Origin of the sequence: Marinobacter sp. F4216, assembly GCF_019931195.1 — a bacterium.
GTDB classification, from domain to species: domain Bacteria; phylum Pseudomonadota; class Gammaproteobacteria; order Pseudomonadales; family Oleiphilaceae; genus Marinobacter; species Marinobacter suaedae.
Genome location: NZ_JAIOUO010000006.1, coordinates 332,093 through 352,343 on the forward strand (window position 1 = coordinate 332,093; position 20,251 = coordinate 352,343).

A 20,251-nucleotide genomic window follows, 5' to 3' on the forward strand; every position below is an offset into this window, starting at 1 on the left:
TCCCGAGGCATACCCACCGGGACAAGCCCGATGGGTATGCATGGATCAGAGGGTACTAGGAATTAAAGTGCACAGGAGGCGGCGCTGGCGTCGCCGGTTTCGTCACTGCCACAGCCGTAGGATTTGCCCGCAATGGTTGCTTGAGAGGCTGGCAGGCGGGCCGGGACATTTTCACAGGCAAGCAGTTCGCTCTGGGTTTTTTCCAGCAACAGGCGGGGTGCCGGTTCTACGACTGGGTTACCGTTCCCATCCAAAATCACATTGCCAGTTTCGTCCCTTACTGGAACCCAGTTCTGAGGGTCTTCTGGGTTTGTGCCAAAGACTTGGCCATAACTAATATTGCCGTTGTTCGCTGCGCAATTCGAGTCAGAGCCGTCCAGCGCGAAAGGTGTGCCAAGAGTGACTTCCAGTTCTCCCGTATTAGCCAAAAGCTCACCCAGTCCATCATAGAGAACAGCAGGCATCTCACCCTTCGAGGGATCCAGCAGGTAGCCCGCAATAATGTCGCTGATCAGTTTGCCGCGGGGATTGGTGCCTGAAACGCTGATGTCATTATCGTGCAGATGAACCCTGCGGGGAACAACCGGCCAGCCATCGTTCACGATGTTCATGTACTCCATGAACCCTTCTGCCGTCGGGTCTACGACCGCCGAGTCGGCTAACGCATAGCTTGTGATCGCCACGGCGAGGGTGTCGTGATCGGTGATGATGTTGTTGTAAATTTCAACATCAGGCGTCGAAAGAACGATTACGCCCGTGCCAGGCGGGACGATATGGACCCCTGCTGCAAAATCGCTGGTGTTGGCGAAGTTGTCGGTATTATTGGCTTCAACCAGGTTGTCGAATACCCGAACGTTGGAGCCGTAGTAACCCTGGCCAATCGGCAGATCGAACACCAGAATACCGCCGGTGTTGCCTGTGGCTACGTTGTCATAAACATCCGCATTCACAGTGTTCTCGATTTCAATACCGGCAACGTTCTCTTCAGCGATGTTACGTCGTACAACCACATTTTCTGCCTGGCCGACATAAATACCGGCATCCGCAGACCCGCGCACGTAGGAATCTTCAATCAGGATGTTCTGACACTGTACAGGGTACAGACCATAAGCACCGTTTCCTGAGTTCAGTTCGCCTTCCCAGACGGTGGCAACGTCATCCAGGATGATGCCGTTGGTGTTGGTCATCTTGATGGCGTTATTGGGCGCTTCGTAAACCGCCAGATCGCGGACTTCGATGTCAGCGGCATTCTGGACAAAGATGCCATCGCCACCGCCGGAATTTTCAAAGTCCAGAATGGTCTTGTCTTTGCCGTAACCCATAATGGTGATGTTTTTGATGGGGATCCCGTCTCCATCGCTGTCGCCGTCGAAGGTCAGGGTATCGCTGATCTCAAAGCGGCCTTCAGGGAATACGATAACGTCACCGGATTCCGCGGTGATAAAAGCTTCCTTGGCGGCCTGGGTCAGGTTATCAGCCGGCAGCATGATGGCACCTTCCGGAAAGGACATGCCGGAATCAGAGTCGCTGCCTCCGCAACCTGTGAGCATGACCGCGCAAATCGCGGTGCCCAGGATTGAGCGGCGAAAGAGGGGGGTAGAGCCTGTGGACATTGCACGTTCTCCGTTGTTGTTATTGCTGGTTCTTTGTTGTAGATGCGTAATCAAACATTATGCGGGGAAGGGAGATGCTTGCCAGAACAACGGGTGTGCAGAACCGGGCTGGGCCTGTGCAAATATTGAAAATCTAATTATAACAACAAGGTAATGGTGTAAAATTTGGTAATGAGCAAATCCTTCAATCTGTATTTTGAAGGATTTGCTCGGGTGTTTTGGCCATATTTTGTTCGCGAAATTTCGTGGGCGTGGTTTCCATGATGTCCCGGAACGCCCTGTTAAATGAGCTGAGTGTTCGATATCCGACATCAAGTGAAATGTTCAGGATAGGTGTTTCGGACTCGAGAACAAGCCGTCTGGCGGCTTCCTTGATTCTCAAATGGTTGATGTAGTCGTTGAAGTTTCGATAACCCAACGTTTGGTTAATGAGTTTTCGAACCCGGTATTCGGGAATTTCTAGAGCAATGGCCAATTGCTTTAGGGTCAGCTTTTCAGTGGTGAAAAATCCCCTTTGCATCAGGGCATTCAGGGCCTCCAGATCCTGATCATTTACCGGTTCAAATGCCTGCTGCGGCAGGTCTTCAATGAAGGTTTCTGTCGCAGGTGTTGCCGCCTCCAATTCCGTGGACGGCTTTTCCTGCGTCAGCGCAAGGATTCCCTCGCGCCCGCTCACCATGCAGATCAGGGATATCATTGCGGCCAGGCTCACGATGATTCCGCGGCTGTAGTCATTCAACAGACCGAAATTGAGCGAAATAGTCGCGATGCCTACCGCCCCGCATACGATAACGAGAAAGACCAGTCGCGCCTTGCGTCTGGATTCAACGAGATCCTCTCGCCAATAGCGAATCACATAGTAAAGCCCGTGCAAAACCACCACATATTCAAACCACTGGCCGAGTTTGAGGCCAAAGAAAACGGCCACCGGTGATGCGTCGCTGTCGGGAAGAAAGGGTTTGGCCAGAGCCGGCGCGAGAAAACTGTACAGGGCCATCAGCCCCCAAATGGAGCGGAACTTTGGCTTGGGTGCAAAAATGAGCTGGCAGAGTACCCAGATGAGGCCGGGCGCCGCGGTTTGAAGATCAGCGACCACCCATCGCCATTCCTGCGGAACCACCGGTGCAACCAGATAGGCGGTTGCCGCACACAGCAGCAGAAGGAACACCTGCCCAACCCGCAAGTGCCGGAAATCCCGGGCAATAATGAAAAACAGGCAAGCCAGGCAGCCCAGACCGAATCCTGTCAGAAGGAGCAAAGCACGTACCTCTGTATCGCTCGTGTTTTGTTGTTCTACTGGGCAACGAGCCTAATGCAATGGGCAGACTTTTTCAGCAGAAATTTGGCGATGGGTTGAGGCAGTCGCGAACACTTGTGGTGGGAGGTTATCTTCCACGGGAACCAAAAGGCTCGCTGCTGGCTATTTTTTATTTGGGTGTGGTGTGCCAGGCAATATAGATCCCGAGCCCTAAGTCCGGCCCCTCAGGAACCACGCGTAGTACATCAGGGGAACCACCAGAACCGTCAGAAGCGTCGACATCGCCAGCCCGAAGATCAGTGAAATGGCAATGCCGTTGAAGATGGGATCGTCAAGAATGAAGTAGGCGCCCACCATCGCGGAAATGGCCGTCAGTGCGATGGGCTTGATGCGCACCGCGCCCGCCAGGCACACCGCTTCTTCAGCGGCGAACCCCTCGTCCAGCAGCTGACGGATGAACACCACCAGCAGTATGGAGTTGCGAACAATGATGCCAGCCAGGGCGATCATGCCGATCATGCTGGTGGCGGTGAATTCGCGGTCCAGCAACGCGTGCCCGGGCAGGATGCCGATCAGGGTCAGGGGAATAGGTGCCATGATTACCAGCGGCAGGCCGTAGGAGCTGAACTGGGCCACCAGCAGTAGGTAGATGATGAACACACCGACGGCGTAGGCGATCCCCATGTCCCTGAAGGTTTCATAGGTAATTTGCCACTCGCCATCCCATTTCAGCGACGTTTTATCGGGCCAGTCCGGCTGGCGGACATAATATTGCTCTGGCCCATCCGGCGCGCTTCGCAACTCTGCGGCCAGGTCGAACATGCCGTACAGCGGCGAATCGATCTCGCCGGCCATGTCCGCGGTTACGTAGGTGACTGGCAGCAAATCCTTATGGAAAATGGCGCCCTGCCAGGTGACTTCTTCAATGTCGACAAAACTCGCGAGCCGGACCAGTTCGCCGCTTCGACTGCGCACTGATAACGACAGCAGGGCCGGTAACTGGGCCTTGTCGCCTTCTGCCAGAATCGCCCGGATGGGGACGGGGTGCTTGGCATGCTCGTCGTGCAGGTAACTGACCGCCTGTTCGCCCAGAATGGTTTGCAGGGCCATGACGACCTGTGCCTGGGCAACCCCCAGCCGGGCGGCACGGTCCCGGTCCACCCGGATCTGCCACCGGTTGAATGGGGCCTCCAGGGTGGTGTCGATATCCACCAGGCCTTGGATATCCGCCATCTGGTGTTCAAGCTTGCGTGCCAGAGCCGCCCGTGACCCGGGGTCCGGGCCATAGACTTCGGCCACCAGTGGCGAGAGCACGGGCGGCCCGGGAGGTACCTCGACAATCTTTACCGATGCACCGTATTGATCACCTATATTTTTCAGCGGGGGCCGAAGGCTCTGGGCAATGTCGTGAGACTGGCGCTCTCGCTTTTCGGCATCGACCAGGTTGATCTGAAGATCGCCCTGGTAAGGATTACGCCGCAGGTAATACTGACGCACCAGCCCATTGAAATTGATCGGCGATGCGGTGCCGGCATAGGCCTGCCAGTCGCGCACCTCGGCAACGCCTTCCAGATGCTGTCCCATCTCGGACAACACCCGCTGGGTCTGTTCCACGGGTGTGTTTTCCGGCAGATCCACCACCACTTGCAGCTCGGACTTGTTGTCGAAGGGCAGCATTTTGAGAATGACCGACTGTGTGACCGGCAGGGCTGCCGCTGCCAGAGTGAGCAGAATCACGCCGGCAGACAGTAACCACCGCCGCCACCGGTGTGGGCCCAGGAAGGGTTGGTGCACCACCTGGAAAAGCTTGAGCGCGGCGTTACTGACGCCGGAGGCCGAGTCTTCGTCGTCCCTGGATGCCTGTTCTGTTTGGCGTCGTTTCAACAGTCGAAGCGCGAGCCAGGGCGCCACCACGAAGGCAACGATCTGCGAGATCACCATGCCCGCCGAGGCATTGATGGGAATCGGGCTCATGTAGGGGCCCATAAGTCCGGAGACGAAGGCCATGGGGAGCAGGGCGGCCATGATGGTCAGGCTGGCCATGATCGTCGGCGTACCGACCTCATCCACCGCACGGGGCACCAAGTCCCTGGGGTCGTAATGGGACGACTGCAGGCGACGATTGATGTTTTCGGTGATAACGATGCCGTCGTCCACCAGGATGCCGATGGCAAAGATCAGGGCGAACAGCGATACCCGGTTGAGGGTAAAGCCCCAGGCCCAGGAAAACACCAGCGTCAGCAGCAGGGTTACCAGCACCGCGGTGCCGACAATCAGTGCCTGGCGCCAGCCCATGGCGGCCAGTACCAGCAGCATCACCGCCAGGGTGGCGGAGATCAGATCATTGATCAGTTGCCGGGCTTTGTCGGCTGCCGTCTTGCCATAGTCCCGGGTAATGGCAATGGACACGTGGTCTGGGATCAGTTCGCCTTTCAGTCTCGACAGCTGCTGCTCAATGGCGGCGGCGATATCGACCGCGTTCTCGCCGGGCTTCTTGGCAATGGCGAGTGTGACAGCGGGGTAGAGCTCGCCCGCCGCCCGGCTGCCTTCCGGGCCAAAGCCCATCAGGATGCTTTGATCGGCCACCGTACCGCCGCGCATAACCTGCGCCACATCCGCCAGAAATACCGGGGCGCCCTGGTTGATACCCACCACCAGTTGCCTGACCTGGTCCACCGATTCCAGAAGACCTCCGGCCTGAACGGGAATCGACACGCCGTTGCGGGTAATCCGGGCTTCCTGAGTGCTGGCATTGGCCGCCTGCAGCGCCTGCTGGATATCGGTGACAGCCAGCCCGAATCCTTTCAGCAGCGCCGGATCAAAACGGATATCCACCCGGTCGGCAATACCGCCGACGGTGTACACCTCCCGGGTGCCCGGTACGCGTTTGAGCGCAACTTCCAGCGCATGGGCCAGGCGGGTCAGCTGCTCGGCGCCCTGGTGTTGTTCGGGATCGTACAGTGTGAGGGTCATGATGGGGACGTCATCAATGCCCCGTGGTTTGATGATGGGCTGTGATGCACCCAGATTGGCTGGCAACCAGTCGGCGTTGGAATAAACCTTGTTATAGAGGCGAACCAGTGCTTCCTGACGGGGCAGGCCAACTTCGAACTGTACCGTCAACAATGCCTGTCCTTGCCGGGACACCGAGTAAACGTGTTCAATGCCCTTGATTTCGTCCAGCATCTGCTCACCGGGCGTGGCAATCAGACTTTCGACCTCCCGTGGTGATGCGCCGGGAAAGCCCACCATGATGTCTGCCATGGTGACATCAATCTGCGGCTCTTCTTCCTTCGGCGTCGCAATGACCACGAGGATGCCCGCCAGGATGGCGACCATGGCCAGCAGAGGCGTGAGCTGCGAGTTCTGGAACACCCTGGCAATCTGTCCGGATGGACCAACAGGGCGCAGTTCGCCACTCACAGACCGGGCTCCTCATCGTCTGTGTTTTCGTTGGTGTCCGGCGCCGGTAGTTCAGGTTGCACGATGACCTGTTCGCCTTCGCTAAGCCCTGACAGTACTTCGACCTGATCGTCTGAACGGGAGCCAAGCCGGACCATGCGAAGCCTGGGTTCGGCCCCTGCTCGCTGAACATAGACCGCTCGCATTTCGCCACGGTGTACCACGCTCGATTGCGGAATCCAGAGCGCCGGGCGTGAGCCCACTGGGACGTTCACCTTCACCAGCATGCCCGGATAGAGGCTGCCATCAGGGGCTTCCAGTTCCATGCGCAGGCGGAACGTATGGGTTTGCTCGTTGGCGTAAGGAAAGAACGTCATTTTGCCGGTTTGCAGCTGCCGGCCGTTACCCAGCTCCACAGTGGCCCGGCGTTCGCGGCGGGCCAGATCCGCGTAGCGCTGAGGCAGATCCACCGCAACCCGGAGCTGTTGCAGGGAAAGGCCGCTCAGCAGTGGTTGTCCTGGCTGCACGGATTCGCCAACCTCCACATGCCGCTCGGTGAGAATGCCGCCATAGGGTGCGGTAACCCGGGTGTAGTTCAGCTGTTCGTTGGCTTCCTCAACAGCGGACTGGGCGCGTTCGAGACGGGCGCGGGCGGTGTCCACCGTGGTTTGAGCCTGATCGAATTCCGCCCGCGAGGCCAGGCCACGGTCGAAGATCTCCTTGATGCGCTCGAACCGCCGGCGGGCTTCTGCCAGGCCAGTACGGGCTTCTTCCAGACCCGCCTGAGCCTGGCCAACGCGGGCCCGCTGTTCGGTGTCGTCGAGCCGGACAATCAGTGCGCCAGCCTCCACCGAGTCGTCGACATCGTAGGGAAGCTCGACCACCGTACCGGTCGTCTGGGCAGAGACCGTGCTTTGCTGAACGGCTTCGATCAGGCCATCAAGACGGACCGCTTCCTCGAGTTCCCGCTTTTGTACCGGAGCCGTTTGTTCTGCGCTGGCAGTCGTTGGCAGGCCGCACCAAAGCGCAATAAGGGTCAAAACCCTGATGTGAGGTGCCAGGTGCATGGGTGCATCCTTCCCAATTGGTTATATCCATATAATGTAGGGGAAAGTTCACCGAAGAGAAAAGTGTCCGATTGGCAGCTAAGGACGAGCAGGAAAGGCAGGCCTTCAGCGAGAAGGCTGCGGGCGTTCAGGCGAGCGAGATACGATAACGAATAACCCCGGCATCTTCCTCGCGGATCCACTCTATCCGGTGGCCGGTGAGCTCGCACAAGGCCTGTAAGTCCTTTCGGCCACTGGGATCGTCGGCGAGAAACTCAACCTGGGTGCCCCGGGGAAGATCCTGAGTGCGCTTCTTGAAGCGCAGGATGGGAAGGGGGCACACCAGACCCACCGCATCGATCTGGTGTACCGCGGATTGATCAGTCAAGTCGAACACTCGCACTGCTGGTTTGCTCGGCTACGGACCAGCCGAACTGGTTCAGTACCATGGGTGCTGCAAAGGCGATCACCAGGGCAGCGACAAATGCGGAAAACATAACTTTCACGATGAATTCCCCCTGTCCTGTTTGGATTCCACCTCGGCCACCCACAAGTCGTGGTGCTGGCGGGCCCATTCCCGGTCCACCTGGCCGGTGCCCATGGCATCGAACGCACCCTCCATGCCAACCGAGCCGATGTAGATGTGGGCAATAATAGCCACCATCATGGCGAACGCGACAATCGAGTGCCAGATATTGGCGTATTGCATCTCCTCATGCGGGGCCAGTACGGTGGGCAAATCCGTTCCGAAGATGCTGTTGATGACGTTGAAGGTCTTGGCGAACATCGGCATCTCGAACGGGAACAACATGGAAAGACCTGACAAGGAGACAGACAGGCCTAGTAGCATCACGGTCCAGAAGATAATCTTCTGTCCGGCATTAAACTTCCTCGCCGACGGGTGGGACTTGGTAAAGATTCCCCCACCGGCTTTCAGCCACTGCCAGTCCAGCTTGCTGGGGATGTTGTGCACCACCCACATGCAGAAGGTCATCACCAGGCCCAGCATGAAGGCCCAGGCAATGTTGTTGTGCAGCCATTTGGAGCCGTTCGCCAGCGGGGCGAAGGCCTCTTTGCCAATGACCGGAATCAGGAAGCTGCGCCCCATGAGGGTGATCAGTCCTGTGATCGCCAGTGCGATGAACGAGCCTGCCAGTAGCCAGTGACCGAATCGTTCGATCGCCTTGAATCGCTCGACGGTGGTGCCGGCTGGGCCACCGTCGATCATGATTTTGCCACGCACAAAGTAGAAAATGATCAGCAGCGCAATAACGGCCAGGAGTGCGCCGCCGCCATAGCTGATCAACGGTCCCTCACGCAGCTTGTACCAGGGCATGCCGGCGTCCTGAATCAGAACGCTGTTGGCGGGTCCGGGTGACTGAATGGAGGGATCGATCTTGTTATAGCGGATAGAGCGCCAGATGTCGGCGTCAGAGCGACCGCCCAGCGTACCGAGCGATTCGCTGATCGGCGCCGCACTGTCAGGGTTTCCCAGATTTTCAGAGCGGAAGGACTCGTCAATTTTAAGCTGTTCCTGACGAGCCATAATGTCTTCAAGGGTTTGCGCGCCGCCGGTCGAGGAGCGGTCAACCGAAGCGGACTCCTGAGCCAGCGCAGGGGGACAGATCAGTGTCGTCAGTAACAGAATGACGGCACCCAGCAGTTTTGAATTCATGAAAGCACTCCAGCGGAATCAACAAGAAGACTTCGTTGCCTCGATGAATTCCGGGACCCCCTGGAGGGTCCCGGAACGCTCAGGCCTGCTTATGCACCCTTCTTCTCGTAAGCTGTGCCCCATCCCCAAGCGCCGGAACCGAAGCCCCGGTTTACGACACGCTGGCGATAGATGTCCGCTACCTCGTTGCCGTCTCCGGCCAGCAGTGCTTTGGTCGAGCACATCTCGGCGCAGAGTGGCAGCTTGCCCTCGGCAATACGGTTGCGTCCGTACTTGGAGAACTCTGCGTCAGAGTTGTCCTCTTCGGGGCCCCCGGCACAGAACGTGCATTTGTCCATCTTACCCCGGCTGCCAAAGTTCCCCGCCTGGGGGAACTGAGGAGCGCCGAACGGGCAGGCATAGAAGCAATACCCGCAGCCAATGCACAGATCCTTGGAGTGCAACACCACCCCGTCTTCGGTTTGGTAGAAGCAATCCACCGGGCAAACGGCCATACAGGGCGCGTCTGAACAGTGCATGCAGGCTACCGAGATCGAACGCTCGCCAGGTTTACCATCCTCGATGGTGACGACGCGTCGACGGTTGATGCCCCAGGGGACCTCGTTCTCGTTTTTACAGGCCGTGACGCACGCATTGCATTCGATGCAGCGTTCGGCATCGCACAGGAATTTCGCTCGTGCTTGTCCTTCAAGTGCCATGGTTTACCCCTCCATTATGCCGGCGCGATCGAACACAGGGTGGCCTTGGTCTCTTGCATCTGCGTGACCGAGTCATACCCGTATGTTTGAACGGTGTTAGTGGATTCACCCAGAACAATGGGATCAGCGCCCTCGGGATATTTCTCCCTCAGGTCCTTGCCTTCCAGGTGCCCGCCGAAGTGGAATGGCATGAAGGCAACGCCTTCGCCAACCCGCTCGGTCACCATGGCCTTGACCTTGATGCGCGCGCCCTCAGGGCCGGACACCCAGACGTCGTTGCCGTCCCGAATGTTCAGGTTGTTCGCATCCCGCGGGTTCACCTCGATGAACATCTCCTGCTGCAACTCGGCCAGCCACGGGTTTGAACGGGTCTCATCACCACCACCTTCGTACTCAACCAGACGGCCGGACGTCAGAATGATGGGGTATTCCTTGCTGAAGTCCTTCTTCTGAATGGACTCGTACATGGTCGGTACGCGCCAGAAGGTTTTGTCCTCGTAGGTCGGGTAATCCTCAACCAGATCCCGGCGCGAGGTGTACAGGGGTTCACGGTGAATGGGGACCGGATCCGGGAAGTTCCAGACCACGGCGCGCGCCTTGGCGTTACCGAAGGGCGCACATTCGTGCTTGATGGCCACCCGCTGGATACCGCCCGAAAGATCGGTCTTCCAGTTGGTTTCCGGCCCAGCCACCGCTTCAATGGCTGAGCGCTCCTCGTCCGTCAGGTCGCCATCCCAGCCCAGATCCATCAGCATCTGCATGGTAAATTCCGGGTAGCCGTCCTTGATCTCGGAATTCTTCGAGTAAACACCTTCGGCCAGCAGGTTCTCGCCGTCACGCTCGACACCAAACCGGGCCCGGAAGGTGAGACCACCCTCGGATACCGGCATCGACATATCGTAGAGATTCGGCGTACCCGGGTGATTCATTTCCGGAGTGCCCCAGCAAGGCCATGGCATACCATAGACATCACCATCGCAGGGACCGCCAGCGGCTCGCAGGGTGGTCTTGTCGAAGTGATGTTGGTACTTCATGTGCTTCTGCAGGCGCTCGGGCGACTGACCGGTGTAGCCGATGGTCCACATGCCCCGGTTGAATTCCCGGGTGATGTCCTCAATCGACGGTTCGTCACCCTCAATGGCAATGTTCCGGAACATGCGATCGGTGAAGCCGAACTTGTCCGCGAACAGCTTCATGATCTCGTGGTCAACCTTCGAGTCGAACAGCGGATCAATCACCTTCTCACGCCACTGTAGCGAGCGGTTGGAGGCAGTGACCGAACCGTAGGTCTCGAACTGGGTGGTTGTTGGTAGCAGATAAGCGCCGTCTTTGCGGTCATGCAACACCGCGGATACGGTCGGGAAGGGGTCCACAACGACCAGCAGGTCGAGTTTTTCCATGGCCTCCTTCATTTCCAGCATCCGTGTCTGGGAGTTGGGCGCATGGCCCCACAGCACCATGGCCCGGGTGTTATCGGGCTGCTCCAGGTTTTCCTTGGCTTCCAGAACCCCATCGATCCAGCGGGAAACCGGAATGCCTTTCTCGTTCATCATGGGTTTGGACTTGCCGCCCCGGTCGAGTGTGGCGAAGCGACCTTTCAGCCAATCCAGGTCTTCTTCCCAGACCCGTGCCCAGTGCGCCCAGGAACCGGCGGCCAGACCGTAGTAGCCGGGCAGGGTATCGGCCAGAACGCCAAGGTCGGTTGCGCCCTGCACGTTGTCGTGGCCACGGAAGATGTTGGTGCCTCCGCCGGTAACGCCCATGTTACCCAGTGCCAACTGCAGGATGCAGTAGGCCCGGGTGTTGTTGTTGCCGTTGGTGTGCTGGGTACCCCCCATGCACCAGATGACCGTGCCCGGGCGGTTGTTGGCCAGGGTGCGGGCAACACGCTCAAGCTGCGCTCCCGGGGCTCCGGTAACCCGCTCTACTTCTTCAGGATTCCAGCGCTTCACTTCTTCCCGGATGTCGTCCATGCCCCACACACGGGTGCGGATGAACTCTTTGTCTTCCCATCCGTTCTCGAAGATGTGCCAGAGAATGCCCCAGACCAGCGCGACGTCACTGCCCGGCCGGAAACGCACAAACTCATCCGCATGGGCGGCGGTGCGGGTAAAGCGCGGATCGCAGACGATCAGCGGCGCATTGTTTTCTTCCTTGGCTTTCAGGATATGCAGCAACGACACCGGGTGTGCTTCCGCAGGGTTACCCCCGATCAGGAAGATTGCCTTCGACTTGTGGATGTCGTTGTAGGAGTTGGTCATGGCCCCGTAGCCCCAGGTGTTGGCTACGCCGGCGACCGTGGTTGAGTGGCAGATGCGGGCCTGGTGATCTACGTTGTTGGTGCCCCAGTAGGCGGCGAACTTGCGGTAGAGGTAGGCTTGTTCGTTGTTGAACTTGGCGCTGCCCAGCCAGTAGACCGAATCAGGGCCGCTCTCCTCGCGGATTTGCAGCATCTTGTCGCCGATCTCGTTGATCGCCTCGTCCCAGGAAATCTTCTGCCATTCCCCGTTGACCATTTTCATCGGGCTCTTCAGGCGACGATCCCCATGAGCGTGCTCCCGTACTGAAGCACCTTTTGCACAATGGGCCCCCAGATTAAACGGGCTGTCCCAGCCGGGCTCCTGTCCGGTCCAGACGCCATTTTGAACCTCGGCTTCGACCGTGCAGCCAACCGAACAGTGAGTACATACCGATTTCCTGACTTCGGTTTTGCCTCCGGAATCCGATGGCGTAGCAGCCTCAACGCGTTTGCTCGTCAGTGACAAAGCGGCCAAACCACCCACGGTGACGCCTGAGGCCGCCAGAAATCCCCGACGGTCCATCGTCTTTGCCGCGAGGGATGAAAGTAAAGATCCTGCACGGGGGCCTTTCGCTACCCCGTTGGTCTTCTTCCGTAACATGTCTCATTCCTCTCTCGTTATTCTCGTTTTTCTGGAGGTGTGACCATTCAAGGGCCTTTCGCAACCTTGAATGATTCACGCTTCCTTAAAAGCGAGCCGATTCGAAATATTTACGTGTGTGTTCAGTGTCACGTAAGCCACGGCTTTTCGGGGCGTCGTTGACGACCTGGGCGGCTGCGTTTGGTGCGACGGCCATGGCAACGGCAGCCGGAGCTGCGGATGCGGCCATCAGCAAGAAACGGCGACGACTGTTCTCACCTTGTTGTTTGTCCATCGGTTACCTCCACCTGGTTTAAGGGATTGGTTCGCTCCCGGTCATTGCATTGCAAAGGCGCCAGCCTCCACTTCCATGAACGCCTTCCCCAGCGAACCGACCGGGGCATAGAAGACGGAAGCCTTGGCGTTCTCTAAATCGGTAAAAAACAACGCTGCCCACTTGGCCAGGTGGGCGTCATAAAAGGCTTTCTGTGAGGGTAAGTCACTGTCGCACAGGTACTCACCGGTAATGATGCCCGCCATGATTTCGCACAGCGTGCTGATATGGTCTTCAGGTTCTTTGACTCCGCTGCTCGACTTGATGCCCCGGGTCATCAGATCGGTCCGCAAATTTGCAAGGGGTTTTTCGTTCAAAAAGCCGGTCAGGTAGTAGCTGGCGTAGGGCAGAAGTTCGCCACGACCGACTCCGACAAACAGGCTGTTGTATTCCCGTTCGACATCACCGGGTTCGGTGCGTTCCGCAAGCACCGCCAGATTTTTGAGGGCAGATCCCAAAGGCGTGTCATCACCACGCAGGAAGGCCAAGCCTTGCAGCAGGTCAGCCGACGGTGGGCCATCGAGCAGGGAACTGAGTAACTGGTACATCTGGGCACGTGCGCGATCTTCCTCACTGATCGAGCGAGGGCACTGAGCTTCAGCCGTGTTGGTCAAAGTTACATCCTTTGAAATCGTGTTCATGTTTTAAGCATTGGTGATACTTGTATAGACCGGACCTGAGGTTGGCGCAACTATGTCGGCAAATGCGACTAATCGAAACGCATCCGCGGACGGTAGCGCAGGGTGGACTGCGCCTCGTTTTCAGATGCGTCCTCTGAGTCGTAGGGTTGCGGATCGATCAGCTGCACCATGGCCGGTTCAGGCTCTGACTTTGGTTCCGGTTTTTTAGGGAGAGGTTCAGTGGGGCTCACCCGCGAAACCTGATCGGCCGACTCGGAGACGTCACTCGGTTGATCATGTAGGACGCTGGCCGGCTCATCGGCGGGTTTGTCTCTCCTTGCGGATTTATCGAAGTAACCCTGGCCCACCTTGTAGAGGGTTTTAAATCCGCTGGTTACCGCAGCGGCGTTGGTGTAGTCCTCATCGTAGTCATTCAGTCCGTCCAGAACCGCCAGTACCGGATTGGAGCGCCAGAGCGAGCGAAGCGCCCTGCGGCGGAGGAATTCCGGAATTTCCTTGCGCATGAAACCGGTAATGTCGGTACCCAGTTCAATGGCATCCGGGTCCGGCAGGTCGTACTTGGCCAACAGCTCACGCTCGGACAGTGACTCATTAACAGCGAGCTCTTGTTCTTCGTGGGAGGGTTGGAATTCATCGGCTGCAGCGGGGGGAAGTTCCGCATCCTGACGAGCTTCGGTTTTCTTCCGCGACCAGCGCTCAAAACGTGACTCGGTCATCAGTGAACCCTCGGCTTCTTGATGTTGGAGGGCGCTCGGTAAACATCGCTTTCCTGCCGGATACGGGCATCACCCTTGCCATCCTCGTTACCATCAATTCGCTGCTTGTCACGACGGCGCTTCTTGAAAGGCTCTTCGACATAGTGCATGTCGATGAATTCCTTGATCCAGGCCGCCATGGACTCGGGGATGGGAACCGCCTCCACGATGCTTTCGCCACTGTCCAGAGCATCCTGTGCCTCGTAGGCGCTGGCGGTAATGGTGCTGACAAACCAGCCGGATGGGGATTGGCGGCTCTCGTCGCGGTCCATGATCACCCACACTGAAGGCACTTTCATGTTCAGGGAAATCAGGTAGGCCTCGACATCCGCACGGAACAGTTCCATGTCCACTGTGCCCGCGTGGTAATCAACCGTATCGCCGTCCCGAATCATCTCTTTCCAGAATGCCTCCGGCGCGCCAGGTATAACCGCTACCGGCTTCCAGATTTCTCGCGCCCACTGGGTTACCCCCGGCGAGCGTCGAACGACGGCTCCGACTTTCAGTTCGCGTTTCCAGTTTTCGATACGACGGCTCATGGCAACTCTCTTTTCTTTTAGAAGCTAGCAGAGCTGAAAGAAATATCCAGAGGATCTCTTACAAACCCCGGCTGATTACTCGACAGGCGTAAAAAGGTATTCTTAACTACTCTTATAAAAATAATGACGCGAGTAAGAATTCCGATGCCGGCATCTAAAACCCTACTGTTATGTTCCTGTGATAAAACCCAGTCTTTTGACCCCGAGGCTTTGCAACTGGCTGCGGACGCGGAGCACGTTGTAGTCGTCGATCAGTTGTGCGGTGGCGATATGCAAATCGCTGCCGAGTATCTGGGCGGAATGAATGAAGTTCTCATCGCCTGTGGCCAGCAGGCGCCTCTGTTCGAGCGTTTGAGCGAAGAGATTGAAGCGGAGTTTCAGCAGGTCGCTCCTTTAAGCTCCATCGATATTCGGGATCGTGCGGGCTGGAGTTCAGCGGATGCCAATCCCAGGCGCCTGCACGCCAAGCAGGCCGCTCTTGTGGCTGCGGCTCAATTACCGTCGCCGATGGTGCCGGTGAAGAACATCGAGTCCAACGGGATATGCTGCATCGTCGGTCCCACCGAACAGGCCGTGAGAATGGCCGAGCTGGTACAGGACGAACTGGGCGTTACCTGTGTGGTGAATGATGCCGGGCCTATCCAGTTGCCCTCTGCCGGTTACGATGTGGCCAGGGGGCAGTTGACGTCGGCCTATGGCGCGCTGGGGAATTTCAAACTGGAGTTTGCCCGGCTGCAAACCCTGAATCCGGCTGGTCGGGGCGCCCCCGGATTTGGCGAGATGAAAGCCACCGCCCGCAGTGAGTGCGATGTGTTTATCGACCTGCGTGGAGGAGAGCCGGCGTTTCCAAGTCATCAGAAACGCAATGGTTACTTCTGGGCCGATCCGGCCAAATCGGGAGAACTTGAACGTATCGCGGTGACGGCCCGGGAGCGGGTCGGTGAGTTTGAGAAGACCGTGTTCTTCAAGCTGGAAACCTCATTGTGTGCCCACTCCCGGGCGAGTAAGCCTGGCTGTACCCGGTGCCTGGACGTGTGCCCGACCGAAGCCATCTTCTCTGCCGGCGATCACATCCAGATCGACTCCGATATCTGCGCTGGCTGCGGATCCTGTGCAGCGGTGTGTCCCACCTCGGCCGTGACCATGAACGAAACGCCGTTCGAAGCTCTGGTGCAGGCCATGGATGTCATGGCGCGGGTTTATCGCGAGCACGCCAGTGAATCCCCCCGGCTGGTATTCCATACCCTGAACGAGGGCGCGGAAGCCATTGCCCGCCTCGCACGCTACGGCAATGGGCTGGCGGACGACCTGATCCCTCTGGCGCTTGAGCATGTCGATCGGGTAGGCCATGCCGAGATTATGGCAGCATTGGGCGCCGGCTATGTCGAAGTCCTGATCCTGCCCGACAACGACACGGACCGTGAGGCGGTGGCATCTGAAGTTACCCTGGCCCAGGCGATGCTCAGCGGAGCCCACCACGCCCCGGGTCGGGTCCGGGTGGTGACTGTCGATGAACTCAGCAATCCCGGCGACAACGCCGGGCGGGTGAGCGACCCGGTTCTGCTGGTAGGTGGTCGCAGGGACATTACCCGGGTCACCGTCAGCGCCATGGTGGAGGAAATCGAAGCGCCGATTCCGCTGCCCACCGGTGCCCCCTACGGCGCCATCGAAATTGATTCCGACAAGTGTACTTTGTGCCTGGCCTGCGTATCCCTGTGCCCTACCGGTGCCCTTGGTGACCATCCGGACCGGCCGGAAGTTCGGTTCACCGAAAACGCCTGTGTTCAGTGCGGCATCTGCGAAAGTACCTGTCCAGAAACGGCCATCATCCTCAAGCCCCAGCTGGACTTGTCGAAGGACGCGCTGAGTGCCCGGCCACTGCATGGCGAAGACCCGTTTGAATGCGTTCGGTGTGGTACACCGTTTGGCGTTGCCAGCACCATCAACCGTATTGTTGAAAAACTGGAAAATCAGCACTGGATGTACGACAACTCGGATAAGGTTGAGCTCATCAAGATGTGCGACGACTGTCGGGTCAAGGCCCAGTTTCATGGGGACAGTGCACCTATGGCCGGGCGCGAACGCCCGCGGGTGCGCACCAGCGACGACTATCTGGACAACTAACTCTTATCAGGACATACCATGGTTCAATACACCGAGGTTGGTAAAGACAACCTGATCGGTACCGACGCCCCACGGCCACAGGATAAAAATCCCCAAGGGATCGACCGCATTATTGCCATTGCCTCCGGCAAGGGTGGCGTTGGCAAATCCACCGTATCGTCTAATCTGGCGGTGGCACTGGCTTCCAAGGGGCTGAAGGTTGGCCTGCTGGATGCCGACGTTTACGGGCCGAGCCAGCCGCGGATGCTGGGGGTGTCCGGCCGCCCGTCCAGCCCCGATGGCCATACCATCCTGCCTTTGCGGAATCATGGTGTGACCCTGATGTCCCTTGGCCTGATGGCTCCGGATGATGAAGCGATTGTCTGGCGCGGTCCGATGCTGATGGGGGCGTTGCAGCAGATGATGAACCAGGTGGATTGGGGCCGGTTGGATGTGTTGCTGGTGGACCTTCCCCCGGGTACCGGGGATGTGCAGATGACCCTGAGCCAGAAGTTTCATGTGGCGGGCGCGGTGGTGGTCTCAACGCCCCAGGACATCGCCCTGATGGACGCCCGCAAGGGCATTGATATGTTCAAGCGGATGGAAGTACCGCTGTTTGGCCTGATCGAGAATATGGCGTCCTTCGTCTGCGACGGTTGCGGCAAGCAGCACTATCCCTTTGGCTCCGGCGGCGCCCGGGCCGAGGCGGAAAAGCTGGGCGCGCCGTTTCTCGGGGACATCCCGCTCGATCTGGATATCCGAATTGGCTCCGACGGGGGCGTTCCCATCGTGGTGTCCAAACCGGAAAGCCCGCAGGCCCAGGCCTTTCAGCGCATCGCCGACGAAATCATCCATTCCGATACCTACGCCCGGGCCATCCTATGATCGAATCGCCCCAGTTTCCGCCGCTGTTCTCGGGTGAAGCGGTTACCAGACACACAGACCCTTTTGACAAGGCTGTAAGCCGGGCCATTGCCGGCGTGGATTCAGGCACAATTTTCTACTCTGAATCCAGTGACACTCTGCGGGCAGCACTGGTGTTGGCGCCGGAAACGCCCCTGGAAGAGGCCATTCAGGCCGTCTATGTGGCCCAGATCGGGCTGGCCGAGAGTCTGGGGGCTCTGGCGCCGCCCGAGGTGCCTGTGTATTTTCAGTGGCCCGATCGTATCAAGGTCAACGGAGCCGTGTGCGGTGGCGTTCGATTTGCCACGGATGTGTCAGATCCCCAGGCCCACCCTAACTGGCTGGTGATTGGCATTGAGGTGCCGTTTTTGCCTTCGGGTGATGAGCCGGGAGAAAACCCGAACCAAACCTGTCTGTACTTCGAGGGTTGTGGGGAAATCACTCCCATGGCGTTGCTGGAAAGCTGGTCCAAGCACACGTTACTGTGGCTGACCTATTACATGGACAGTGGTTTCCAGCGGGTCCATGACGAGTGGCGGCCAAGATGTGACACCCTGGGTAAAATGATTGAGCAGCCACGGCCCGGTGTCTTTGTTGGTCTGGACGAAAAAGGCCGGATGCTGTTGCGTGAGGGTGTTATGACCGAAACCGTTAGCCTGATTGAATTCGCGGAGCGTGCATGAAACTGGCCCGAACCCTGAGACTCGATATATCCGATGAGAACGTTTTTGAATTGCCTGCGGCGAGCGGTGAGTGGGCGATTTCCGGTGGGTTTGAGTTCTCCAACTGGACCGAAGCGGACCTGATGGGCAAGGCCCGTCAGGCGTTCAGCAACGGTTGGTACAGCATCGAATCCGGCGGGCGCGCCAGTTTTGTTGGCGTCTGCCACATCACCGACGCAGAACTGGAGCAGTTGCGTCAGACCCTGGCGAAGACCTTTGTCGAGATCTATGGCGCGCCGGACATCGATACGGCCTACCCCGTTGCCTGCGAAGAAATCGACCAGATGCGCAGCATGTGTGAAGACTTTGAAGACAACACCCTGCTTATGGTGAGCCGCGAGCTGACCGAACTGGGTGTGGAAGAGACCTACCGCTCCCGGGCGCCGCAGGATGCCTCGCTGGAAGCCTTCGCGGTGCATGGCAGTGTCGAGTGACTAGAGGCCGAAACTGCCGTAGGGAATAAATCGAACCGGAGTGCCTGGTTCAATCTGCTGGGCGCTTCCGTCGAGTTCCACCAACCCCTCGGACCACGCCAGACCGGTGACCCGGCCGGAACCTTCTGAACCAAAAACTTCCACCTGACCATCGCGAACCCGGGCGCGCAACATCTCGCTGCGCCCCGGCTTCTTGTTCTTGGAAAAGTTAGCAGGCAGGACATAACCCTGGGGTTCGAACCACTCGCCCCCGGCCAGCAATGCCATTGCTGGCGCGCCAAAGCGCAGCGCACACACCCAGGCGGCCACCGGGTTTCCGGGCAGACCCACCACAGGCGTGCCCTGGAACATGGCCAGTGCCAGAGGGCGGCCGGGTTTGATCGCAATACGCCAGTTGCTGATCTCGCCATGGGCTTTCAGGGTTTTCGAAACGTGGTCTTCATCGCCGGCCGAAATCCCGCCGCTGGTCAGGATCAGGTCACACTGATCGGCGCCTCGCTCAAGTGCGGCTTTGACCTCGTCGGCCCGGTCCGGCACATGTCCCAGGTCCACCACCTGATAGCCAAGCTGCGCCACCAGTGCGCTGAGCATCGGGTGATTGGCGTCGTAGATCTGCCAGTCCGAGACCGCCGAGCCCACCGGCTTTACCTCGTCCCCGGTGGACAGAATGCCCACGCGCAACGGCTGGTAGACGTCGACCGACTCAATACCCACGCTGGCAAGCACTGAAATCCTGGTTGGCGTGATGCGCGTCCCCGAGGTGAGAATCCGGTCCTGTGCCTGGATGTCTTCTCCGGCCTGGCGACGGTTGGCACCGGCTTTGAGGGTGCCTTTCAGATGAAGCTGCCCGTCGATCACGTCGCAGTCTTCGTCCAGCACCACTGTGTCGGTGCCGTCCGGAATCACCGCGCCGGTCAGGATCCGGATGGCGTGGCCTGCGGGTACCCGGCCTGTATACGGTGCGCCGGCGGCACTGCGGCCATCAACCAGGGGCAGCGTGCAGGGTGCCTCGGTAATCGGGCCGGCAAACGCATAGCCATCGACGGCGGAATTGCTGCTGGGAGGATGAGCGCGGGGGGCAATCACATCGCTGGCCAGTATCCGGCCATTGGCCCGGGACAGCGGAACGGCATGCTCCACACCCACTACCGGATGGAGCCGGGAACGCAACCGCTCGAGCGCCTCCTCGACAGGCGTCCAGTTAACGCCGGGGGGCAGGGCAAAGCAGTCGTTGCGCAGTGGCTTCATG

At 58.6% G+C, this 20,251-nt stretch carries 18 protein-coding genes; 4 read left to right on the forward strand and 14 right to left on the reverse strand.

Features of this window, described 5'->3' with window-relative positions:
* Positions 1-62: 62 nt before the first annotated feature.
* The 13 genes from K8I84_RS13575 to K8I84_RS13630 all read right to left on the reverse strand — a co-directional run bounded on the left by K8I84_RS13575 (position 63) and on the right by K8I84_RS13630 (position 14,840).
* Complete coding sequence (locus K8I84_RS13575; protein WP_223795316.1) at positions 63-1,613, reverse strand: parallel beta-helix domain-containing protein; 1,551 nt, start codon at positions 1,611-1,613, stop codon at positions 63-65.
* Positions 1,614-1,797: 184 nt separating this feature from the next.
* Positions 1,798-2,781, reverse strand: a complete 984-nt coding sequence (locus K8I84_RS13580) for a helix-turn-helix domain-containing protein (protein WP_223795317.1) — start codon at positions 2,779-2,781, stop codon at positions 1,798-1,800.
* A 300-nt stretch (positions 2,782-3,081) separates the two neighbouring features.
* Positions 3,082-6,294, reverse strand: a complete 3,213-nt coding sequence (locus K8I84_RS13585; protein WP_223795318.1) for an efflux RND transporter permease subunit — start codon at positions 6,292-6,294, stop codon at positions 3,082-3,084.
* Positions 6,291-7,340, reverse strand: coding sequence for an efflux RND transporter periplasmic adaptor subunit (locus tag K8I84_RS13590; RefSeq protein ID WP_223795319.1), 1,050 nt, complete (start codon positions 7,338-7,340; stop codon positions 6,291-6,293). Before K8I84_RS13590 ends, K8I84_RS13585 begins: the two co-directional genes overlap by 4 nt.
* Before the next feature lie 127 nt (positions 7,341-7,467).
* Positions 7,468-7,707, reverse strand: coding sequence for a sulfurtransferase TusA family protein (locus tag K8I84_RS13595; RefSeq protein WP_223795320.1), 240 nt, complete (start codon positions 7,705-7,707; stop codon positions 7,468-7,470).
* Positions 7,700-7,825: a hypothetical protein gene (locus K8I84_RS16950; protein WP_263283171.1), complete on the reverse strand. Its 126-nt coding sequence runs from the start codon at positions 7,823-7,825 to the stop codon at positions 7,700-7,702. Before K8I84_RS16950 ends, K8I84_RS13595 begins: the two co-directional genes overlap by 8 nt.
* A complete protein-coding gene (locus tag K8I84_RS13600) occupies positions 7,822-8,994 on the reverse strand; it encodes a formate dehydrogenase subunit gamma (RefSeq protein WP_223795321.1) in 1,173 nt (390 codons plus the stop codon). Before K8I84_RS13600 ends, K8I84_RS16950 begins: the two co-directional genes overlap by 4 nt.
* A gap of 89 nt (positions 8,995-9,083) precedes the next feature.
* Complete coding sequence (gene fdh3B, locus K8I84_RS13605; protein WP_223795322.1) at positions 9,084-9,692, reverse strand: formate dehydrogenase FDH3 subunit beta; 609 nt, start codon at positions 9,690-9,692, stop codon at positions 9,084-9,086.
* 14 nt (positions 9,693-9,706) lie between these two features.
* Entirely contained in the window at positions 9,707-12,592 is a 2,886-nt protein-coding gene (locus K8I84_RS13610) for a formate dehydrogenase subunit alpha (protein WP_223795323.1), read from the reverse strand.
* A gap of 85 nt (positions 12,593-12,677) precedes the next feature.
* Positions 12,678-12,866 (reverse strand): hypothetical protein, encoded by a 189-nt coding sequence (locus tag K8I84_RS13615; protein WP_223795324.1) that lies wholly within the window; start codon positions 12,864-12,866, stop codon positions 12,678-12,680.
* Between the two features lie 41 nt (positions 12,867-12,907).
* A complete protein-coding gene (locus K8I84_RS13620; RefSeq protein ID WP_223795325.1) occupies positions 12,908-13,519 on the reverse strand; it encodes a molecular chaperone in 612 nt (203 codons plus the stop codon).
* 95 nt (positions 13,520-13,614) lie between these two features.
* On the reverse strand, positions 13,615-14,262 hold the full coding sequence (locus K8I84_RS13625) for a DUF3306 domain-containing protein (RefSeq protein ID WP_223795326.1): 648 nt from the start codon (positions 14,260-14,262) through the stop codon (positions 13,615-13,617).
* Complete coding sequence (locus K8I84_RS13630) at positions 14,262-14,840, reverse strand: DUF3305 domain-containing protein (protein ID WP_223795327.1); 579 nt, start codon at positions 14,838-14,840, stop codon at positions 14,262-14,264. The genes K8I84_RS13625 and K8I84_RS13630 overlap by 1 nt, the downstream gene beginning before the upstream one ends.
* A gap of 144 nt (positions 14,841-14,984) precedes the next feature.
* Here K8I84_RS13630 and K8I84_RS13635 point away from each other — a divergent pair, with 144 nt between their 5' ends.
* The 4 genes from K8I84_RS13635 to K8I84_RS13650 are packed head-to-tail and all read left to right on the forward strand — an operon-like array spanning position 14,985 to position 19,002.
* Positions 14,985-16,964, forward strand: a complete 1,980-nt coding sequence (locus K8I84_RS13635) for a 4Fe-4S binding protein (RefSeq protein ID WP_223795328.1) — start codon at positions 14,985-14,987, stop codon at positions 16,962-16,964.
* An 18-nt stretch (positions 16,965-16,982) separates the two neighbouring features.
* Entirely contained in the window at positions 16,983-17,828 is an 846-nt protein-coding gene (locus K8I84_RS13640; protein ID WP_263283140.1) for an Mrp/NBP35 family ATP-binding protein, read from the forward strand.
* Complete coding sequence (locus K8I84_RS13645) at positions 17,825-18,529, forward strand: biotin/lipoate--protein ligase family protein (RefSeq protein ID WP_223795329.1); 705 nt, start codon at positions 17,825-17,827, stop codon at positions 18,527-18,529. Before K8I84_RS13640 ends, K8I84_RS13645 begins: the two co-directional genes overlap by 4 nt.
* Complete coding sequence (locus K8I84_RS13650; protein ID WP_223795330.1) at positions 18,526-19,002, forward strand: DUF6505 family protein; 477 nt, start codon at positions 18,526-18,528, stop codon at positions 19,000-19,002. The genes K8I84_RS13645 and K8I84_RS13650 overlap by 4 nt, the downstream gene beginning before the upstream one ends.
* Here K8I84_RS13650 and K8I84_RS13655 read toward each other — a convergent pair whose 3' ends face one another.
* Positions 19,003-20,250, reverse strand: a complete 1,248-nt coding sequence (locus K8I84_RS13655) for a molybdopterin-binding protein (RefSeq protein WP_223795331.1) — start codon at positions 20,248-20,250, stop codon at positions 19,003-19,005.
* Position 20,251 lies beyond the last annotated feature (1 nt).

What these genes read in the sequence shown, in the direction of transcription:
- K8I84_RS13575 (WP_223795316.1), bottom strand. Translation starts at nt 1,613, where the DNA reads ATGTCCACAGGCTCTACCCCCCTCTTTCGCCGCTCAATCCTGGGCACC.
- K8I84_RS13590 (WP_223795319.1), bottom strand. Translation starts at nt 7,340, where the DNA reads ATGCACCTGGCACCTCACATCAGGGTTTTGACCCTTATTGCGCTTTGG.
- K8I84_RS13600 (WP_223795321.1), bottom strand. Translation starts at nt 8,994, where the DNA reads ATGAATTCAAAACTGCTGGGTGCCGTCATTCTGTTACTGACGACACTG.
- fdh3B (WP_223795322.1), bottom strand. Translation starts at nt 9,692, where the DNA reads ATGGCACTTGAAGGACAAGCACGAGCGAAATTCCTGTGCGATGCCGAA.
- K8I84_RS13610 (WP_223795323.1), bottom strand. Translation starts at nt 12,592, where the DNA reads ATGTTACGGAAGAAGACCAACGGGGTAGCGAAAGGCCCCCGTGCAGGA.
- K8I84_RS13615 (WP_223795324.1), bottom strand. Translation starts at nt 12,866, where the DNA reads ATGGACAAACAACAAGGTGAGAACAGTCGTCGCCGTTTCTTGCTGATG.
- K8I84_RS13625 (WP_223795326.1), bottom strand. Translation starts at nt 14,262, where the DNA reads ATGACCGAGTCACGTTTTGAGCGCTGGTCGCGGAAGAAAACCGAAGCT.
- K8I84_RS13630 (WP_223795327.1), bottom strand. Translation starts at nt 14,840, where the DNA reads ATGAGCCGTCGTATCGAAAACTGGAAACGCGAACTGAAAGTCGGAGCC.
- K8I84_RS13635 (WP_223795328.1), top strand. Translation starts at nt 14,985, where the DNA reads ATGCCGGCATCTAAAACCCTACTGTTATGTTCCTGTGATAAAACCCAG.
- K8I84_RS13640 (WP_263283140.1), top strand. Translation starts at nt 16,983, where the DNA reads ATGGTTCAATACACCGAGGTTGGTAAAGACAACCTGATCGGTACCGAC.
- K8I84_RS13645 (WP_223795329.1), top strand. Translation starts at nt 17,825, where the DNA reads ATGATCGAATCGCCCCAGTTTCCGCCGCTGTTCTCGGGTGAAGCGGTT.
- K8I84_RS13650 (WP_223795330.1), top strand. Translation starts at nt 18,526, where the DNA reads ATGAAACTGGCCCGAACCCTGAGACTCGATATATCCGATGAGAACGTT.
- K8I84_RS13655 (WP_223795331.1), bottom strand. Translation starts at nt 20,250, where the DNA reads ATGAAGCCACTGCGCAACGACTGCTTTGCCCTGCCCCCCGGCGTTAAC.